We start from the raw sequence: 18,025 nt of genomic DNA on the forward strand, positions 1-18,025 counted from the left end.
CCGATATGTCTATGAGGCATCCGTCACGTGGTTAGAAATGCCCTGAAAGCCGCCATCGGCTGCCTGTTTGTGGTAGTGCTGTTGGCGGAAACCGCCATCGCTCAAAGCACCTCGATCGAGGGCGTTCCTCCTCAAGCTGAGCTCTCCGAACGCTTGGCAGTCATTGAATCTCTTGAAACTGAGCCTACCGCTGAGCAGCAGCGTGACCAAGCGGCGTTGACCGCTGCATTGCAGGCATATGAGCGGCTCCAAGCGATCGAAGAGCGTCAGCAGGCACTCGAGCAGCGGGTCAGTCAGGCGCCTGAGCAGTTGCTACGCCTGGAGCGTGAGCTCAACGCTGCGCAAGAGGAGAGTCTGCAGCTGTCGGTCGATAACCTTAGCGATATGCCTTTAGAGGCTTTGGAAGCCGAACAAGCGGATGCCGTGATCGAACTGCAGCAGCTCCAGAGCCAAATGGCTGAGGTGAATTCCCAACTCCTTGCGGCGCAAACGCTGCCCGAGCGGGCGCAACAGGCCATTTCCGAGGCGCTGCAGCGGGCTGAAACACTGCGTCGTGAGCACGATACCCGAGCCGCGCTGCTCGCCGACCGCCAGCTTTCGGCCCGTGAGGATGCCCAGCTCATTCAGTGGCGCTTAGAGCGAGCGGTGGCCGAGCAAGAGGTCACCCTGAACCAGCGGGAGTTGAGCGCTAACAGTCGCCTGCGCGAGCTGGCTCAGCAGCGTCGTGACCTGATTGCCTTGCAAATCGACCAGCAAGAGCAGCAGCTCAACCTGCTCCAGGGCGTGATCGACCGCCAGCGACGTCTTCAGTCTGAACAGGCCATTGCCGACGCCGCCAAGAACGATCCATTGATCGCCGAGGGGCACCCTGTCGTGCTGAATGCACAGCAGATCAACCAAACGCTTAGCCTGGAGCTATTGCGGGCGACGGACCGTGCCAATGGCATCGTGCGCGAAAACATCGAGGCGCAGCGCCAGTTGGAGCATGTTCGCCAGCTCCAGCGCAGCCTCAACGAGCAGATGGAGGCGATTCGCGGCAGCCAACTGTTGTCGCGTATTCTTCGCGAACAGCGTCAATCGCTACCCGTTGTGGTGCCGCGCCGGGATTTGCAAGATGAGATCGCCGATCTGCGTTTGAAGCAGTTCGATCTCATCCGCCAGCGCGATCAACTCCGGCAGGGCGAGCGACTGGCAGCTCAGCGCCTGGAAGAGGCTGGCGTCGATGTCACGCCAGGGCTGGTGGATTCTCTGACCCGCTTGTATCAATCCCGACGCGAGCTGGTCGAGCAGCTCGAACAAGCATACGGCAACCTATTGAGCTCGGCTATCGAGCTACAGCTCAATCAGCAGCAGCTGCTCAGCACGACACAAGATTTACGCACTACCATCGATGAGCAGCTGTTTTGGGTGGCCAACAGTCGTCCTCTAGATGTGAACTGGCTGCGCCAACTGCCCCAGCATCTTCAGCAGGAGTGGCGGGAAGGGGAGTGGCGCGCGGTGTTGCCTACTCGTTGGAAAGGGCTCTCATGGGACATGTTGGTGGGCGCGCCACTGCTGCTGTTGAGCGTGGTTTTAATCGCTTTGCGAGGGCATATCAAAGCGCGTTTGGCGCTGATTCATTCACAAATTGGCCGTTTGAAGAGCGATACCCAGCTGCATACCCCCAAGGCCGTTTTGCTCAATGCACTGCTGGCGGTACCAGGCCCGCTGGCGTTGGCTGGCACGGGCGTAGCCCTACGTACGGCGGAAGGCGGTCTGGCCCTTGGACTGGCACCGGCGCTGCTGCAGCTTGGTTTGAGCTGGTTCGTGGTAGCCCTTGGGCGGCGACTGCTGGTGCCCGACGGCGTCGCCGAGCGTCACTTTACCTGGTCACCGGCGTACAACGCGCGGCTGCGTCGCTTGTTGATTGGGCTGGGCATGGCGCTGGTACCGGTCGTGGCCATTGCGGCCATGTCTGAACAGATGGAGACCCCCTTGGCCCAGCGCCCTGTCGCCATGGCACTGTTCATGGGGGGGCTGCTTGCCATGGCGTGGTCGCTGACGCAGCTCATCCTGGCCCATGTCCCAATCTTTGGTGTGCGGCTTTTCAGGCTGATCTTGGGGCTCGCCATGGCCGCCGTTCCACTGGTGCTGATGGGCCTGGTTGCCTGGGGCTACGAGTACACGGCGCTCAGGCTGGTAGCGCGTTTTGCCATTACGCTCTACCTATTAGGGCTTTGGGTGGTAGTGGAGGCGACGGTGGTGCGTAGTTTGGCCGTTGCCGCCCGCCGCTTGGCCTACCGCCGAGCGCTGGCCAGACGGCGCGCCCAGGTGCAAGAGGGTGCCGAAGGCGGGCTCGAGGTAGTCGAAGAGCCGCCGCTGGATATGGAAAAGATCAACGCTCAGTCGCTGCGGCTCTCCAAGCTGATTCTGCTGATTGGTTTCAGTGCGCTGCTCTATTTGGTGTGGTCGGACCTGCTCTCGGTGTTGGGTTACTTGGACCAGGTATCGCTTTGGGACGCGGGCGAAGGCGATCTGGTCGATGATGCTCTCTCCATTTCGGATTTTTTTACGGCGCTGCTGGTGGTGGCTGTCACGTTCATCATGGCGAGTAACCTGCCAGGACTGCTCGAAGTCATGGTGCTCTCTCGCTTGGCGCTCAAGCAGGGCAGCGCTTATGCGATTAGCTCACTGCTCTCTTACACCATCGTAGGCACCGGGATCGTCATGTCGCTGGCGACCTTGGGGGTCTCTTGGGACAAGCTGCAGTGGCTGGTGGCGGCGCTGAGTGTGGGTTTGGGGTTTGGCTTGCAAGAGATCTTTGCCAACTTCATTTCGGGATTGATCATTCTGTTCGAGCGCCCCATTCGTATCGGCGACACCATTACGCTAGGGAACCTTCACGGCACGGTCAGCCGGATTCGCATTCGGGCGACCACGGTGACCGACTTCGACCGCAAAGAGATCATCATTCCCAACAAAACGTTCGTGACCGACCAACTGATCAACTGGTCGCTCTCCGACAACGTGACCCGCGTGGTGCTCACCTACGGCGTCTCCCATGGTTCGGATTTACCACTCGTGCATAGACTGTTACGTCAAGCTGCCGATGAGAACGCACGCGTATTGGATGACCCGGAGCCGCAGGTGTTCTGCTTGAGCTATGGGCCACACAGCCTGAATTTCGAACTGCGTATTTTTGTCAATGACCTACTGGACCGCTTGTTTGCTGCCGACGAGGTGAACTGCCGGGTGGACGAGCTGTTCAAGGAGGCTGGAGTGAAAATCGCCTTCGAGCAGTTGGACGTATGGCTACATCGTGAGCAGGGAGAGCCGGTGAACGTGCAGTCGGATTCGACTCTCCCGCCCGCTACCTTGAGCTGATCGCTACCGCTTGCTGGCAAATAGTAGAAACTCCCGATTGCCGTCGCTGCCGGTAATCGGGCTCTCTTGCCAGTGACTGATGACGAGGCCGCACTGCTCGCAGGCGTCGCGTATGTGGTGTTCTACCTCTTGATAGCGCTGCGGGTCGCGCACGATGCCGCGCTTATCCAGCGCGCCTGGGTCGAGTTCGAACTGCGGCTTGACCAGGGAGAGGAGCTGCCCGCTGGGTGGCAGCAGTGCGGCAACCTCAGGCAAGATCAGGGTCTGGGAAATAAACGAAACATCCATGACCGCAAGATCAATGGGCCGTTCGGCGAGGGTGTTCAATAGCGCCGCTGCACCGCTCATATAGCGGGCGTTGAGTCCTTCTAGGCACGTCACACGAGGGTCGCTGCGCAGGTGGCTGGCGAGTTGGTCGTGGCCCACTTCCACACCAATGACGTGGCGCGCGCCGAACTGCAGGGCGCAGTCGGTAAAGCCCCCCGTCGATTGACCAATATCCAGCACGCCTCGCTCGTCGAGGCGCATATTTAACGTCAGTAGCACGCTCTCCAGCTTGAGCCCCGCCCGAGAGGCGTAGCGCTCCTCTGGGTCTGCGTCGATGCGTAGCGGCGTATCGGAGGGCCATTTCTCCGATGGTTTGCTCAGCGGCTTACCGTTGCTCAAAAAAACGCGCCCGTTTTTGATCAGTCGTTGGGCACGGGTACGAGAACTGGCCAGCCCTTGGCTGACCAACAGTTGGTCGAGTCGTATCATGGTGGTCATGTCTGTGATGGTAAAGCGCCCGGGTTATTGGGGCCCCTGGTCAGCCTGTAGCGCGGCGGAAGGGAGACGAGTCGCTCCCCAACTACGATGCAGATATCCCTTCACGCGGTCGAGCTCCTCGGTGGATACCGTCGCCAGTTCGCCGCGCTCTAAGGGGTCGTAGTGGTAAATATAGAGTCGCGAGGTGAACTGCTCGAAGGGCAGGGATGCCTCGCCAAAGCGCTCGCCGTTGCCGGACGTGCTGACCTTGACCCCGTCGCCCCAATCTTGGCCACTGTCGTTGTTGGGATTGTAGAAGTAGACCCGCATGATGTCGTTGGGGTCTAGCGAGGCGCGCAAAATCGTAATGGCGTGCCAGCCAATAAACCGTGCGGCGCTGTCGGTCACGGCAATACCCGCAGGCTGGGGATGAATCAACGGCTGGTTGCCGTTGTAGTACGGATGATAGCTGGCATAAAAATGGCGGACGAAACTATCGACTTCGGCCAACTGGCCGGTCGCGACATCGACATTGATGCTGAAGCCACGGCCAGACCACCAGCCATGAAATTCAGGGTTGACCCAACGGTGTGGATCGCCCTCGCGACCTAAGCAGCGACGTCCCATCTCGGCATAAATTCGGTCCAGATGGGGCACTACGATCAGTGACACCGGATCGAGATCCATCGGCAGCTCGGTAGCCACGCCCGAGATACTCTCGTTGGAGGAAATCGGCTGGCCTTCGAAGTGCATGATGATTTCATCGTCCCGCGCCGCCCAAGTCACCATCTGCAGCAGATAGTCCGGGTCGTTATAGGCCCACATGGAGAGTGCCCGCGCCGATTGGCAGGTAGGGTTGTTACCCTGACCGACACCCAGCGGTAGCCCTAGCATGCACAATACACCCTCGATGAGCCGTGCACGGGGTGAGGCTACCTCGCCATACGCCAGGGTCAAACGCGCCTCGGCCCACTCGGAGAGTTGAAGGTTGAGCTGACGCCACATGGCGGGTGCGACAGGCGGTTGATAGAGGATGCCGCGTTCTAGTAAAAGTGCCAGACCGTACACCGCCTGCGCGGTGGCCGGGTAAACACCGCTGCGAATCAGTGCATGCACCAGCTCTCGGTAGCAGAGCAAACAGTCGCGGCCGGTGGAGGAGAGCCCAAGGGCTTCGGAGAGCAGGTGGTCGCCCTCTTCTAGCAGGTAGCGTAATAGCACCGCATGGTAAGGAGATACCAGGCCGGTATCGTGCATGGCGCGGGCAAAACCAATGGATTCTGCCTGAAGCGTGGCGTTATCCATTCGCTCCAGACGCCCTCGGTAGATATCGATGCCGGGATCTTCCCGGCAGGCTTGTGTCGGGCCATATAGCGAGCTGACGAGTCGATCCGCGCCATGGCCGCTGGCCCCTAGATCGATGTCTGGATTGGCTTGGCAGAGTGCAATCTGGGTGATCATCTGTTTAATGGCATCGACCTGAATCGGGCGCTGCTTGAGAATGCGCCAGATCTCATCGATCAACTGATCGATGACGTACTCATAGCCGATACGCTCGGCCAGATGGTGAAACAGCTGACGAGAAATGTTGGCTAAGCGCCCTTGGGTCTCTCGCTCGGCTTCGCTGGGTGCGTTGAAGAGCAGCCACAGATTGATCGCCATGACCTGGGTAAGGTAGTGATGGGCATGCTCTTGAGAAACGAGCGGGTGGGCATAATCGCCCTTGGCGACGGCGAGAAGCCGTAATTCGCTGAGCGCTTCGATGACGACCACGTTGGCATCGGCGCTTTTCAGCGAGAAGGTCGTCAAAGTAGGTACCAAAAACTGAGGAGTTGCCCAATCGGAACCTTCAAAGACCCCGGCAGACTCGATATCCATCGAGCGATGCTCCAGAGCGGCACATCCGCCTGCTTGAAGGAGCACGCGGCGTGCAGTGTCGAGCACGCGGGGGAGCTTTGACGGTTTAGAAAAGGTTGGCGCCTGCGAAAGCAGGCGCAATGCATCATCGAATTTGCTCAGTAGTCCAGCAAGCTTGCCATCTTGTGTGGCAGTAGCCTCGTGCTTGGTCGTCACGGTGACTCCTTATCCCAGCGTAAGCGGGGATTATACATAGAAGTCGAGATCTTCTTGGCGTTTGAGGAGATCGCGAATCGTATGTGCATCGTCACCCTTAAAGTAGATCAACCCCCAGTGAGTGCCAAAGGCGGTGCGTTTCGTGACGGTCTCTTCCAGCGGTGGGGTCAGCTCGTGAGACTCGAAGTAGGGGTGATCTTCCGTCTCTTCTGGAATCTCTAGGCGGCTCACGACGCGGCGGCGTGGATAGACGCCGAAGCAGCCTGCAAAGCCGTCGGCATCGACGATCTCTTTCGGGAAGAACTCAGCCACTTCTTCTTTGGTGCTTTTCGGGTCGAAGACCAGCATGGACGCCTGATAGGCGTTAAAGCCGTAAACCCGCTCCAACAGTTCGAAGACTTTGAAGCCCGGCGGACGGTAGGCGACCTCACCAAAGTACATCTCACCGTCGCTGGTGACGAAGTATTCGGGGTGAATCAGACCGAATTCGATATCGAAGGCTTTGATCAGTTTTTCGATCTGCGCGGTGATCTGCGCGCGGTACTTCTCCAATTCTGGGGAAGCAGGCACGAAGACCGAGTAGCCCAGCGTGACGTACTCGGAAATGTTCAAAAAGGCGATTTTGCCATCGTGAATCCACGCTTCTACCGCGAACTCCCAGCCATCCAGGTGTGACTCCATCAGGACTGGAAACTCCTCCTCGGGGATCGTATCGACTTCGTCAGGGGTACGAATGACCCGGTGGCCCAAACAACCCGCTTTGTCGAAGGCCTTGAGGTGGATGGGGTCGTTGGGGTCGCCATCGAGCTTCAACAGCGTCTGGTTGACGCGCTTGAGAAAGCGGATGACGTCCTCTTTGTCGTGGGCTTCTTCGAAAATGCCCACCCGAATGCCACCAAGCTGTGCGCGGCGTTTCATGAGCGCCTTATCACGCAGTAGCAGCGACTGGCCGTAAAGACGCGGATTGTCGAGCAGCACCGAGTTGATGGCCCCCGCCCACTCCACGGTCTCTTCGAATAGGGGTATCGCCACGTCGACGCCTTTTTCCTTGAGCGTTTCGGCGATCTCCATGGAGCGGTCATTGAGGCGCTCGAAGTTCCAAGGGACGTAGGGAATGTCGTGCTTTTGGCAGTACTCCTCCGCCCAGTCGGGTGCCACCACGATATATCGGCGGTCAAAGTTTTCCGCCGCTTCGATCGCATTGAGGCTCCAGCCTAAGAGGGCGATATAGCCCTTATTGGGATCCTTTTGCATGGTGTTGACTCCTCTGGGGTGATGAATGGTCTTGCCAACTGCTCTCTTCACCATACACGACCCGAACCATTCTGGGCTAATTAGCAGCTTCTGAAGCGAAAATAGCGGGAATTCGCCCACGTTAGCGATGTCTGCTAAAGAGCCCAGCGCGAATATGGTAGGCTTGCCCAGTAACGATACGTTCAAGTGGCAAGAGGATTAGGCCAAGATGGCGGCCAAGCCGATCTACCGTGTAGTGGTTCACCAGCAGGGTGAAATTTGGGATTTATACGTCAGAGAGATCTTTCAAAGCGAACTCTGGGGCTTTATTGAAGTCGAGGAGTTTGTCTTTGACGATGCGTCGCGGGTGGTGGTGGATCCAGGAGCGGAAAAACTGCAGCGAACCTTCGAGGGAGTGAAGCGTAGCTACCTGCCGTTGAATGCCATTGTGCGGATCGATGAGGTAGAGCGTGAAGGCCCGTTGAAAGCCGTGAAAAGTGATGCTCGCGTCGCAGAGTTTCCTCGTCCCTTTCCGTTACCGCCCCGCGGGGAAGGGTAAGCGCCTAAGACATGCGCAACGCTTTGAGCGACACGCGCGGCGGCTTCGTCGGCCACGCGCGTTTTTTTGACCAGGACATGACGTCATGCAAGTAGAAAAAATTCGCAGTAACTGTTATGCCGCCGCTGTGGGCGTGCTCTTAACCGTGAGCAGCCAAGCAGCGCTAGCTCAATCCGATAGCCAAGCTTGGGTGAGCGATGAACTGAGCACCTATGTGCGTAGCGGGCCGACAGATGGTTATCGCATTGTGGGAACGCTGAACGCCGGCGAGCAGGTCGAGGTGCTGGAAACCAGCGGCGATTACACACGGGTACGCAGTAACAGCGGCGACACCGTTTGGGTGCTCAGCAATGAGCTGCAGCAAACGCCCAGCGCGCGTCAGCAGCTTCCCGAGCTGCAAGCCCAGGTTGAAGAGCTGACGCAAGAGCTAGACGGAATCAACGATACCTGGGAGCAGCGGGTTTCCTCCATGACGGAAACTCTGGATATTCGCGAGCAGCGTATCGCCGACCTGGAAGCCCGAAACGCCGAGTTGGACAATCAAGCGGAGCAGTCTCGCCAGCAGGTGCGCGCCCTGCAGGCCCGCTTGGATACCCAGGAGGAGGACTTGCTGATGCGCTACTTCATGTACGGTGGCGGTGTGGCAGGGGCCGGTCTGTTGGTAGGCTTGATCGTGCCGCATTTACCGCGCCGTCGTAAAAAGCGCGATCGCTGGTTCTAAACGTGCTTTCCAAGCAATGACGAGGTAGCTCATGGAGAACCCCTGGCGGCAGCGCTGGCAAGAGGGGCGCATCGGCTTTCATCTCGAGGAGACTCACCCTGCGCTGGTCAAGCACTGGCCGGAGTTAGGCGTGGCCGATGGGACCAAAGTGCTGGTGCCACTATGTGGGAAGAGCCTAGACATGCGCTGGCTGGCGGATCGCGGGCACCCAGTGCTCGGCATCGAGCTTGCACCGGAGGCCATCGAGCAGTTTTTGGCTCAGCGACGCAGCGGTGTTTCGCGCTATACCCAAGCGGGGTTCGAGGTGTCTCGGCAGGGCAGTATAGAGCTGTGGTGCGGTGACTTTTTTCATCTGCATATTCAGCAAGCGGCAGAAGTGGGCGCGTTCTACGACCGGGCCTCTTTGATTGCACTGCCACCGGCAACGCGAGAGCGTTATGCCTTTCATTTGGCGCAATTGACCCCGCCGGGAGCAAAAGGGCTGTTGGTGGGGCTTACCCATGGCGATGGCGAAGCGGGGCCGCCTTTTAGCGTGCCGGATGATGAAATCGAGCGCTTGATGACGCCCAACTTCCATGTCGAGCGGCTGGCTCGTCTAGAGGCTGATGCTCGTGGCCGCAGCGAGAGCCTATGGGCGTTAGAACGTCGCGGGCCACGGGTATAAACGAGCGCTTATCGGGCGAGCAGCCTGCCCAGCTCTGGGTCACTGAACGCCCGATTCAGTCCATCGCTAAGCAGATCGTTGAGCATACGTGTATTGGCATCCTCGCCGGGCTTGATGGCGTAGCCTTGGGTACGGCGTGACGTATACGTGCCGGTATAAGTCGTGCCCTGGTTGTGTGCGATCGCACGGAACACCCCTTCGATGCGCGCTTCATCGATCAGCGGCTGGCCACTGTCGCCACGTCCGTAATCCAAGCTGGCAAGCTCCAGCGTCAAACTGGGACGACCCTGCGCGGTTTCGCGGGTGGGAGTGAACCCCATATCGCTGGCGGCGCGTTCGGCTTCGGCCTGCAGGCGCGGGATCAATTCGTGACTGCTGACGGTAATCTGCGCGGTGGACATGTTGCCGCCCGTCCGCGTACCAATGACTTCACTCGGCCGGGCGTCGACGGCCACGACGGTAACTTGTTGACCCGAGCCGGTTTGTGGCACGTTGGCGCTACGGGTGGGGTTGAGCTGTAGATACTGAGGGCTTGCGCAGCCTGCTACCAGTAAGGTGGCCAGCAGCGCACCCGACGCGCGTAAAAAGTGACGCCGACGCATATTACTCTCCGCAATCATCCTGGTTGAACGAGACAAAGGCCGCAGTATAGACCTGAGTTTACGCGAGACGCCAGCCATGGCTAGGCCACGCGGGTCTGTTGCTCGGGTGTTTTGGCCTCTTCTTTGAAACGGTGCCACTGGCGCGGATGGGCAAACAACCGCTGGCCGCGGCGCATATGCAGGCGCTCGAAATCGGCATGGCGAATGGTGGCTTGCCACGGAGTGGCTAGCCAGTCGGCCTCTAGCTCTACGCGCACTTCGGCACCGACCGGGGAGATGGCGGTAACGGTCACCGGTAGGTGGCACTCCGCACTTGGCTCCTCTGCAAGGCGCACCTCATGGGGGCGGAGCAACAGCTCTTCATCGCCGTCGGACAAATCCACGTTCAGGTGGGCATCGCCGCAGGTCAGTACGCCATTGCGAACGCGCCCTTCTAGGTGGTTCACATCCCCCAAGAACTCGAACACGAAGCGGTTCTTCGGCGCGCGGTAGAGCGTATCCGGCGTGTCGATCTGCTCGATGCGGCCGTTGCTCATGACGACCACACGGTCTGAAAGCTCCAGTGCTTCTTCCTGATCGTGGGTGACGAACACGCTGGTGAAGTTCAGCTCGTCGTGCAGACGACGCAGCCAGCGGCGCAGGTCTTGACGCACTTTGGCATCCAATGCCCCAAACGGCTCATCGAGTAGCAGTACGTCTGGCTCTACGGCGAGTGCGCGCGCCAACGATACGCGCTGCTGCTGGCCACCGGAAAGCTGTGCAGGGAGCCGATTCGCCAAGTGCTGAAGCTGAACCATTTCCAGGAGTCTAAACACCCGTGCACGAATGTCGCCGCTGGAAGGACGACGCTTTTTCGGCATCACCGTGAGACCAAACGCCACGTTGTCATAGACGCTCATATGGCGAAACAGGGCGTAGTGCTGGAAGACGAAGCCGATACGACGATCGCGAACGTGCACGTGGGTAACGTCACGGTCGCCGAACAGTATTTTACCCGGCTGCGGCGAGCGGTCGGCGCTTTCCAGGCCGGCTATGATGCGTAGCAGAGTGGTTTTGCCCGAGCCGGAGGGGCCTAGCAAGCCCACCAGTTCACCTTCGTGAATATCCAAATTGATCGGTTCGAGCGCCTGGGTGTTGGCAAAGTGTTTGGCGATATTCTGTAAGCGAATACTCATGAGAATGCCTCCCGGCGCGATGCGCGCCATTCAAGACCTGCCTTGGCCGCAAGCGTGAACAGGGCAATCAGCGCCAACAGCGCAGCGCTGGCAAACGCCCCGACGGCGTTGTAGTCCTGATAAAGCTGCTCTAGGTGTAACGGTAGCGTATTGGTTTGCCCGCGAATGGCTCCTGAGACAACCGACACCGCGCCAAATTCACCCACCGCACGGGCATTGGTCAGGATGATGCCGTACAGTAGTGCCCAGCGGATGTTGGGCAGTGTGACCCGCCAAAACGTCGTCCAACCAGAAGCACCTAACGTCACGGCGGCTTCTTCCTCGCGTGACCCTTGCGCCTGCATGAGCGGAATCAATTCCCGCGCCACGAATGGGCAGGTGACGAAGACGGTCACCATCAAAATGCCCGGCCAGGCGAACATCAGCTGAATGTCGTGGCTATCGAGCCAGCCTCCGATCCAGCCGTTGCGGCCGTACAGTAGGAGATAGATCAAGCCAGCGACGACGGGAGAGACGGCAAACGGGATGTCGATCAGCGTTTGCAGAATGCGCCGTCCCGGAAAGCTAAAGCGCGTCACCAGCCACGCCAAGGCGACACCGAAGACCAAGCAGATGGGGATGGTCATCAGCGCGATGATCAGCGTGAGACCAATGGCGTGCAGAGTGAACGTATTGCTCACGTTCCCCCAAAACACTGCCACACCTTGAGAGAACGCTTGAGCAAAAATAGCCACCAGCGGCAGCAGCAGAAATAGCGCAGACAGCAGCAAGGCTGCGCCAATCAACAAGCGCCGCACGGTGGGCGCGTCACCAATCCGGCGCATTATCCTTTTCCTCCATGCAGACGGCGCACGAAACGCCCCTGCCAGATGTTGATGGCGAGCAGCAGTGCTAGCGAGACGAACAGCACCACCGAGGCAATGGCGGATGCCCCCGCATAGTCATACTCCTGCAGCTTGACGAAGATCATCAGCGCGGTAATTTCGGTTTCGTAGGGCATGTTACCCGCAATGAAGATGATCGCGCCGAACTCGCCCAGTGAGCGCACGAAGGCAAGCCCGGTGCCGGTGACGAGCGCGGGCCATAGATGCGGCATGATGACGCGGCGAAACGCCACGCCATCGGTGGCACCCAGGGACATCGCGGCTTCGTCCACTTCGGCGGGTAAATCTTCCAGCACCGGCTGAACCGTGCGCACCACGAAAGGGATACTGGTGAAGGCCATCGCTAGGGCAATTCCCACCCAAGTATAAGCGACCTGAAACCCCATCGGCTCGATGATACTGCCCACCCAACCGTTGCCCGCATAAAGCGTGGCGAGGGTAATGCCTGCCACTGCGGTGGGCAGGGCAAAAGGGAGATCCATCAGCGCATCGAGCAGGCGTTTGCCGGGGAACTCATAGCGTACCAGTACCCAAGCCAAAAGCAGGCCAAATACCGCATTCACCAGCGCGGCGACCGCTGCCGCGCCGATGGTGACCATGTAGCTGGCCACCACGCGGCCCTCGGTGATGATCGCAACATACTCGGCCAAGCTCAGTTCGGAAAGCTGACCGAACAGCCCCGTCATCGGCAGAAGCAGTACCAGCGAGATGAACAGCACGCTGATGCCCATGGATAGACCAAAACCCGGCAGCACGCGCGTGCTGCCGGATCGCCAAAATGCTAACTGGCTCATGAGATACCGTTAACGACGCTGCAGTTGATCGAGAAGAGCACCGCCTTCGAAGTGGGTCTCCATCGCTTCTTCCCAGCTGCCGAACACGTTCTCGACTTCGAATAGCTCGGTGTCGGGGAACTGGTCGGCAAACTCGTCGACCACCGTCTCGTTATGAACGCGGTAGTTGAAACCTGCTAGCTGGCGCTGCGCTTCTTCGGTGTAGAGGTACTCCAGGTAGCCCTGGGCGAGGTCGCTGTTCCCGTTACGCTCGGCGTTCTCACCCACGACTGCCACCGGGAATTCGGCCAGAATGCTGACTGGCGGAACGACCACTTCGTAGTCATCGCTGCCGTACTCGCTGCGGATATTGTTCACTTCTGACTCGAAGCTGATCAATACATCACCAATGCCGCGCTCGATGAAGCTGGTCGTGGCACCACGGCCGCCGGTGTCGAAGACGGCGACGTTACGCAGGAAAGTGCGCATGAAGTCCTGTATCTGCTCTTCGTCACCGTCGAATTCGTTTTCGGCGAAGCCCCAAGCGGCTAAGTAGGTGTAGCGGCCGTTACCCGAGGTTTTCGGGTTAGGGAAAACGATCTGAACGCCTTCCTGGGCTAAGTCATCCCAGCTTTCGATGCCCTTAGGGTTGCCTTTACGCACCAAAAACGCCGTGGTGGAGTAGTAGGGCGAGGCGTTGTTCGGGAACGCATCCTGCCAATCTTCTGCTACCAGACCCGCATCGGCCAGTACCTGAACATCGGTCACTTGGTTGAACGTCACGACGTCGGCACGTAGCCCCTGCATGATGGCACGCGCCTGAGCAGAGGAGCCGCCGTGCGACTGACTGATGGCGACTTCTTCGTCATGCGCCTCTTCCCACCATGCCTGGAACTCTGGGTTGATGGCGGCAAACAGCTCACGGGCGATGTCGTAGGAAGAGTTCAGTAGCTCGCGTTCCTGAGCAACGGCAGCGCTGGAGAAGGTCATGCCAGAAACGGCAGTACCTAGGGCGACGGCCAGCAGGCTGCGGCGAAGGGTAGTACGGAATGCAGTGGATGACGTCATTGCAAACTCCTAGAAACGATGGGCGATGATGCTCGCAATGCTGTTAAGGTTAAACCTTGGATTGTGGAATTACAATCGTGTTTTATATTCTATTTGGAAATATGTGTTGACGTATCGAGCGAGCATGGCCCGTCTTTCAGGCTGGTTGGTCGTGCGTTCTGGGCATAGGGCTTTGTGAGCAGCTCTGGTAAGATATGCGCTTGAATGTCTTTCTTATCTCATCATCACGTACTGTTTATCCGAGGACCCCGCCATGAGCGCTGCCCAGGAATTTTTGATTGCCCCGTCGATACTCTCCGCCAATTTTGCGCGGTTGGGCGAGGAGGTCGATAACGTTCTGGCGGCTGGCGCCGATGTGGTGCATTTTGATGTGATGGATAACCATTACGTGCCTAACCTGACCATTGGGCCGATGGTATGCAAGGCCCTTCGCGACCATGGTGTGACCGCACCCATCGATGTTCATCTGATGGTGAAGCCAGTGGATCGTATGATCAGCGATTTCATCGAGGCTGGGGCTAGCTACATCACTTTTCACCCCGAAGCCTCCGAACATATCGATCGCTCTTTGCAGCTCATTCGTGATGGCGGCTGCAAAGCAGGGTTGGTGTTCAACCCGGCCACACCGTTGTCATACCTCGATTATGTGATGGATAAAGTGGATATGGTGCTGCTGATGAGCGTCAATCCTGGGTTTGGCGGCCAGTCATTCATTCCCGGTACGTTGGACAAACTGCGCGAGGCACGGGCGCGTATCGATGCGGCGGACTTGCCGATTCGCCTTGAAATCGATGGCGGCGTGAAAGTCGACAATATTGCAGACATCGCCGCCGCTGGTGCCGATACCTTTGTTGCTGGTTCGGCGATTTTTAACGCCCATCAGGCAAGCGACCCGCATGGCTACGACAGCGTGATTCAGCAGATGCGAACGCAGCTCGCTAAGGTGCGCTGAGACGGAAAGCGCGCTAAAACACAAAAGGGCGGCTGATCTTCCGCCCTTTACATGTCCTTAGTGAAGTTTCATACGTGGTTTGAGGTAGCGGTTCAATTTATCCACTAGCCAAGCAAGCCCGGTTTTCGGCGCGCCGTGAATCGAGAGCTGATGCATGCGATAGAGCGACGCGTAGGCTTGGCGCGCGAGCCATCCCTCCAAAAATAGACCTCGCGAGGCCGAGCTGCGCATCAAGTTCCCGACGGCATCGTAGCGGGCCAGCGATACCAATGAGCCATGGTCGTGATAGGTAAAGTCTTGCAGCGGCTTTTTAGCTAGACAGTGTTCTAAATTCTTCGCTAGTAGCTTTGCCTGCTGATGCGCAGCCTGAGCGCGAGGCGGTACCGTGGCTTCGTCGCCTTGGGGGCAGCAAGCACAGTCGCCCATCGCAAAAATATGCGAGTCGTCCACGCTTTGTAGTGTCTGTTTGACGTTGATCTGATGGCGCTTATTCGTGCTCAAACCCAGCTCGGCCAAAAACGAGGGAGCCTTGATGCCTGCCGCCCACACATTCAGGTCGGTTTCTATTATTTCCCCGTCCCCTGTGACCAACTGATACTCCTGAGCTTCTTGAATTGCCGTGCCGACATGCACGGTGACACCCAGGCTCTCGAGTTCCTGCTGAACGGTCTGGCTGATACGTTCGGATAAGCCGGGCAGCAGACGCGGTGCTGCCTCGATCAAATGCACGCTGATCGTTTGGTGATCCACCGCTGTGACGCCGTAGGCATTGAGCAGCCGAGATGCGTCGAGGAGTTCGGCGGACAGTTCAACGCCCGTCGCTCCGCCCCCGACGATGCCAATGGTGAGCTGAGTGTGTTGGCGCAGACTGGGGTCGGTATAGCGCAGAAACGTGTTGATCATGTCCCGCTGGAAGGCTTTGGCCTGCTGGGGAGAGTCGATGAAGTGGCAGTGCTCTGCAACGCCTTGGGTGCCAAAATCGTTGGATACACTGCCTAGCGCAAGTACCAAGTAATCGTAGGTGAGCTGGCGGGCGGGAAGCACTTCCATGCCATCTTCGTCTTCGATGGGCGCTAGGTGAATGACCTTCTTGTCACGATCCAAGCCATTCAGCGAGCCGCGCTGGTAGCGGTAGTAGTGGGCCGAGGAGTGACCGCGATAATCCACTTCATCCATGCTGGAGTTGAGTACCCCGGTAGCTAGCTCGTGCAACAGCGGTTTCCATACGTGGGTGGCATTGCGGTCGAGTAGGACGATCTCAGCGCGCTTTTTCTTGCCCAGCGTATGCCCAAGGCGTGTGGCAAGGGCTAGCCCGCCTGCACCGCCGCCCACAATCACAATTCGGGGAATGGCCATTACTCTCTCCTTGGCAAATATAGCCACAGCATAGAACTTTCTACGCTGTATGACGAAGGTCTAAACGGGTAAGATGATGGAATTAATCGACATTATCGTGAACCAGTCGCTTAGACGCATCAGTGAGGCCGGCGCGTGCATACCATTTTGCAAGAAAAACGGTTAATTGCCTTTGATCTAGACGGTACGTTGATCGACTCGGTGCCGGATTTGGCCGTTGGCGTGCAGCGGGCGCTGCACGACGTTGGGCTGGCCCAGCCGAGTGAAGCGCAGGTTCGCGACTGGGTGGGCAACGGCGCTCAGGTGCTGGTGGAGCGAGCGCTGACCTGGGCGCTAGGTGAGCGACCCGAGGCGGCGCTGCAGCAGAACGGCCATGAAGCGTTCATGCGCCACTACGGAGCTGCACCCAACGCGTTGACGACGCTTTACCCTGGCGTATCGGAAGCGCTTCACGCACTGCGTGAAGCAGGTTTTGCCCTGGCCCTGATCACCAACAAACCCGAGCGGTTCATTGCGCCTATTTTAGATCACTTCGGTTTGCTAGCACTGTTTACGCTTACCGTGGGGGGCGATTCGCTCAGCGAGAAAAAGCCAAGTCCGGTGCCATTGATTCATGTGGCGCAAGCGTTAGACATTGCTCCGTCAGCCAGCGTGATGGTAGGTGATTCTCGCCACGATATTGCGGCGGGTAAGGCGGCTGGCTTTGCCACCGTGGCGTTGCCGTACGGCTATAACCACGGCGAGCCTATCGCGCAGAGCCAGCCTGATCTGCTCGTCTCCTCCCTCCGCGATCTACTCGGCTAACTCAGCTAACGGCTACTCCTCGGCTCTTGCGCCCCCCAGGGCTTCATGCAAAAGCTCGGTAGTGTGGTGTAGCAAAGCGGGGTAGTTATAAGCGGGCCCGTCGGCCTCACTCAACGTATCAACGTAGAGCGGGCCTGCCAGCGTCAAACCGGTCTCCCGGGCTAGGGCGTCCATGTGAATGTCGGGTGTCGTGCTCTCAAAAAATAGCGCTGGCGGGCGCTTGTCAACCAGACGCTCACTCATGCTGGCCATGTCGTGAGCGCTGCCCATCGTTTCGCTATTCAGCCCCCAAATGGCCGCGAACTCGAATCCGTAAGCGTGGGCAAAGTAGCTTAGTGCGGCTTCACTCATGGTGATCAGTCGATTGGTGTGGGGGATGCCCTCCAAGCGTTCGATGACCTGCTGGTCGAGTAATGAAAGCGCGTCCTTGGCCTCTTCAGCGCGCGTTCGAAATGCGTCGGCACGCTCGGGGAAGCGGGCGCTGAGGGTGTGCGTGATGACATCGATATAGGCCGCTGCACCTTGCGGAGCCATCCACATATGTGGGTCAGGGCTTCCCTCGTACTGCCCCTGCTGTAGTGTCAGGGTCGGATAGTCGGCCATCTCGACGAGTGCGACTAGCGTCAGCCTATCGCTGGCCATCGCTTTTAAATGACGAATCCACGGCTCTAATCCATGGCCGTTGTAAAACACGATATCGGCCTCTTCGACGGCGAGTACGTTAGGCGGGGTGAGTTCCCAGCGATGCACATCTTCACCGATCGGTACGATCGTCGTAATGGAAATGTCGTCACCGGCAACGCGTTTGACCAAATCCTCGATCACCGAAAACGAGGCGATGATCTTGGCAGACGATGCGGCGAATGACGGCGAAGAGATGAATGTTGCTACTAACAAGAGCGTGATGATCCAAGATATTCGCTTATCCATGCCACGCTCCTAACCCATTAAAATGACGGGAGATAATAAAGAGAGTCGCGCCCCGTTGCCAGTCTTGCTTGGTGTAGAGAGCGGCCATAGTGAGCTGCACCACCAACAGACGCGATGGTTTCCCCGC

General features: G+C 58.5%; 16 protein-coding genes. 6 read left to right on the plus strand and 10 right to left on the minus strand.

Annotated elements, in window-relative coordinates; all coding sequences use genetic code 11:
* The first annotated feature begins 27 nt into the window (after positions 1-27).
* The gene (gene mscK, locus FHJ80_RS03115; protein ID WP_139525569.1) at positions 28-3,363 is read left to right on the plus strand and encodes a mechanosensitive channel MscK; all 3,336 of its coding nucleotides are present in this window, start codon (positions 28-30) and stop codon (positions 3,361-3,363) included.
* 3 nt (positions 3,364-3,366) lie between these two features.
* On the opposite strand, the gene FHJ80_RS03120 is transcribed toward mscK, so the two are convergent.
* From FHJ80_RS03120 to FHJ80_RS03130, 3 genes are read right to left on the minus strand one after another with little or no spacing between them, the layout of a single operon-like run.
* Positions 3,367-4,119, minus strand: coding sequence for a TlyA family RNA methyltransferase (locus tag FHJ80_RS03120; protein WP_139525570.1), 753 nt, complete (start codon positions 4,117-4,119; stop codon positions 3,367-3,369).
* Positions 4,120-4,152: 33 nt separating this feature from the next.
* Positions 4,153-6,177 carry a hypothetical protein gene (locus FHJ80_RS03125; protein ID WP_139525571.1) on the minus strand — a complete coding sequence of 675 codons (2,025 nt, stop codon included), beginning with the start codon at positions 6,175-6,177 and terminating at the stop codon, positions 4,153-4,155.
* 30 nt (positions 6,178-6,207) lie between these two features.
* Positions 6,208-7,431, minus strand: a complete 1,224-nt coding sequence (locus FHJ80_RS03130; RefSeq protein WP_139525572.1) for an acetyl-CoA carboxylase biotin carboxylase subunit family protein — start codon at positions 7,429-7,431, stop codon at positions 6,208-6,210.
* 208 nt (positions 7,432-7,639) lie between these two features.
* Here FHJ80_RS03130 and FHJ80_RS03135 point away from each other — a divergent pair, with 208 nt between their 5' ends.
* The 3 genes from FHJ80_RS03135 to FHJ80_RS03145 all read left to right on the plus strand — a co-directional run bounded on the left by FHJ80_RS03135 (position 7,640) and on the right by FHJ80_RS03145 (position 9,354).
* Positions 7,640-7,969, plus strand: a complete 330-nt coding sequence (locus tag FHJ80_RS03135) for a DUF1820 family protein (RefSeq protein ID WP_009100748.1) — start codon at positions 7,640-7,642, stop codon at positions 7,967-7,969.
* 85 nt (positions 7,970-8,054) lie between these two features.
* Complete coding sequence (locus FHJ80_RS03140) at positions 8,055-8,690, plus strand: TIGR04211 family SH3 domain-containing protein (RefSeq protein WP_139525573.1); 636 nt, start codon at positions 8,055-8,057, stop codon at positions 8,688-8,690.
* A gap of 31 nt (positions 8,691-8,721) precedes the next feature.
* The gene (locus FHJ80_RS03145) at positions 8,722-9,354 is read left to right on the plus strand and encodes a thiopurine S-methyltransferase (RefSeq protein WP_139525574.1); all 633 of its coding nucleotides are present in this window, start codon (positions 8,722-8,724) and stop codon (positions 9,352-9,354) included.
* Positions 9,355-9,362: 8 nt separating this feature from the next.
* Here the strand turns inward: FHJ80_RS03145 and FHJ80_RS03150 are convergent, their stop codons facing one another.
* From FHJ80_RS03150 to cysP, 5 genes are all read right to left on the minus strand, one after another.
* Positions 9,363-9,956, minus strand: a complete 594-nt coding sequence (locus FHJ80_RS03150; protein WP_139525575.1) for a YajG family lipoprotein — start codon at positions 9,954-9,956, stop codon at positions 9,363-9,365.
* Positions 9,957-10,036: 80 nt separating this feature from the next.
* On the minus strand, positions 10,037-11,131 hold the full coding sequence (locus tag FHJ80_RS03155; RefSeq protein WP_139525576.1) for a sulfate/molybdate ABC transporter ATP-binding protein: 1,095 nt from the start codon (positions 11,129-11,131) through the stop codon (positions 10,037-10,039).
* Positions 11,128-11,955 carry a sulfate ABC transporter permease subunit CysW gene (cysW, locus tag FHJ80_RS03160; RefSeq protein ID WP_139525577.1) on the minus strand — a complete coding sequence of 276 codons (828 nt, stop codon included), beginning with the start codon at positions 11,953-11,955 and terminating at the stop codon, positions 11,128-11,130. Before cysW ends, FHJ80_RS03155 begins: the two co-directional genes overlap by 4 nt.
* Complete coding sequence (gene cysT, locus FHJ80_RS03165; protein ID WP_139525578.1) at positions 11,955-12,809, minus strand: sulfate ABC transporter permease subunit CysT; 855 nt, start codon at positions 12,807-12,809, stop codon at positions 11,955-11,957. The genes cysW and cysT overlap by 1 nt, the downstream gene beginning before the upstream one ends.
* A 9-nt stretch (positions 12,810-12,818) precedes the next feature.
* Positions 12,819-13,856: a thiosulfate ABC transporter substrate-binding protein CysP gene (cysP, locus tag FHJ80_RS03170; protein ID WP_139525579.1), complete on the minus strand. Its 1,038-nt coding sequence runs from the start codon at positions 13,854-13,856 to the stop codon at positions 12,819-12,821.
* A 253-nt stretch (positions 13,857-14,109) separates the two neighbouring features.
* On the opposite strand from cysP, the gene rpe reads away from it, so the two are divergent.
* A complete protein-coding gene (rpe, locus tag FHJ80_RS03175; protein ID WP_139525580.1) occupies positions 14,110-14,808 on the plus strand; it encodes a ribulose-phosphate 3-epimerase in 699 nt (232 codons plus the stop codon).
* A gap of 57 nt (positions 14,809-14,865) precedes the next feature.
* On the opposite strand, the gene FHJ80_RS03180 is transcribed toward rpe, so the two are convergent.
* Positions 14,866-16,164 carry an NAD(P)/FAD-dependent oxidoreductase gene (locus FHJ80_RS03180; protein ID WP_139525581.1) on the minus strand — a complete coding sequence of 433 codons (1,299 nt, stop codon included), beginning with the start codon at positions 16,162-16,164 and terminating at the stop codon, positions 14,866-14,868.
* A gap of 135 nt (positions 16,165-16,299) precedes the next feature.
* Between FHJ80_RS03180 and FHJ80_RS03185 the strand changes: the two genes are divergently transcribed.
* A complete protein-coding gene (locus tag FHJ80_RS03185; protein WP_139525582.1) occupies positions 16,300-16,968 on the plus strand; it encodes a phosphoglycolate phosphatase in 669 nt (222 codons plus the stop codon).
* Positions 16,969-16,980: 12 nt separating this feature from the next.
* Here FHJ80_RS03185 and FHJ80_RS03190 read toward each other — a convergent pair whose 3' ends face one another.
* The gene (locus FHJ80_RS03190; protein ID WP_139525583.1) at positions 16,981-17,898 is read right to left on the minus strand and encodes a metal ABC transporter solute-binding protein, Zn/Mn family; all 918 of its coding nucleotides are present in this window, start codon (positions 17,896-17,898) and stop codon (positions 16,981-16,983) included.
* Positions 17,899-18,025 lie beyond the last annotated feature (127 nt).

It is taken from the genome of Halomonas sp. BL6 (assembly GCF_006228115.1).
Classification (GTDB): Bacteria; Pseudomonadota; Gammaproteobacteria; order Pseudomonadales; family Halomonadaceae; genus Vreelandella; species Vreelandella piezotolerans.

Coding starts and splice junctions, on each gene's coding strand:
- FHJ80_RS03120 (WP_139525570.1), bottom strand. CDS start 4,119: ATGATACGACTCGACCAACTGTTGGTCAGCCAAGGGCTGGCCAGTTCT.
- FHJ80_RS03130 (WP_139525572.1), bottom strand. CDS start 7,431: ATGCAAAAGGATCCCAATAAGGGCTATATCGCCCTCTTAGGCTGGAGC.
- FHJ80_RS03135 (WP_009100748.1), top strand. CDS start 7,640: ATGGCGGCCAAGCCGATCTACCGTGTAGTGGTTCACCAGCAGGGTGAA.
- FHJ80_RS03140 (WP_139525573.1), top strand. CDS start 8,055: ATGCAAGTAGAAAAAATTCGCAGTAACTGTTATGCCGCCGCTGTGGGC.
- FHJ80_RS03145 (WP_139525574.1), top strand. CDS start 8,722: ATGGAGAACCCCTGGCGGCAGCGCTGGCAAGAGGGGCGCATCGGCTTT.
- FHJ80_RS03150 (WP_139525575.1), bottom strand. CDS start 9,956: ATGCGTCGGCGTCACTTTTTACGCGCGTCGGGTGCGCTGCTGGCCACC.
- FHJ80_RS03155 (WP_139525576.1), bottom strand. CDS start 11,131: ATGAGTATTCGCTTACAGAATATCGCCAAACACTTTGCCAACACCCAG.
- cysW (WP_139525577.1), bottom strand. CDS start 11,955: ATGCGCCGGATTGGTGACGCGCCCACCGTGCGGCGCTTGTTGATTGGC.
- cysT (WP_139525578.1), bottom strand. CDS start 12,809: ATGAGCCAGTTAGCATTTTGGCGATCCGGCAGCACGCGCGTGCTGCCG.
- cysP (WP_139525579.1), bottom strand. CDS start 13,856: ATGACGTCATCCACTGCATTCCGTACTACCCTTCGCCGCAGCCTGCTG.
- rpe (WP_139525580.1), top strand. CDS start 14,110: ATGAGCGCTGCCCAGGAATTTTTGATTGCCCCGTCGATACTCTCCGCC.
- FHJ80_RS03180 (WP_139525581.1), bottom strand. CDS start 16,164: ATGGCCATTCCCCGAATTGTGATTGTGGGCGGCGGTGCAGGCGGGCTA.
- FHJ80_RS03190 (WP_139525583.1), bottom strand. CDS start 17,898: ATGGATAAGCGAATATCTTGGATCATCACGCTCTTGTTAGTAGCAACA.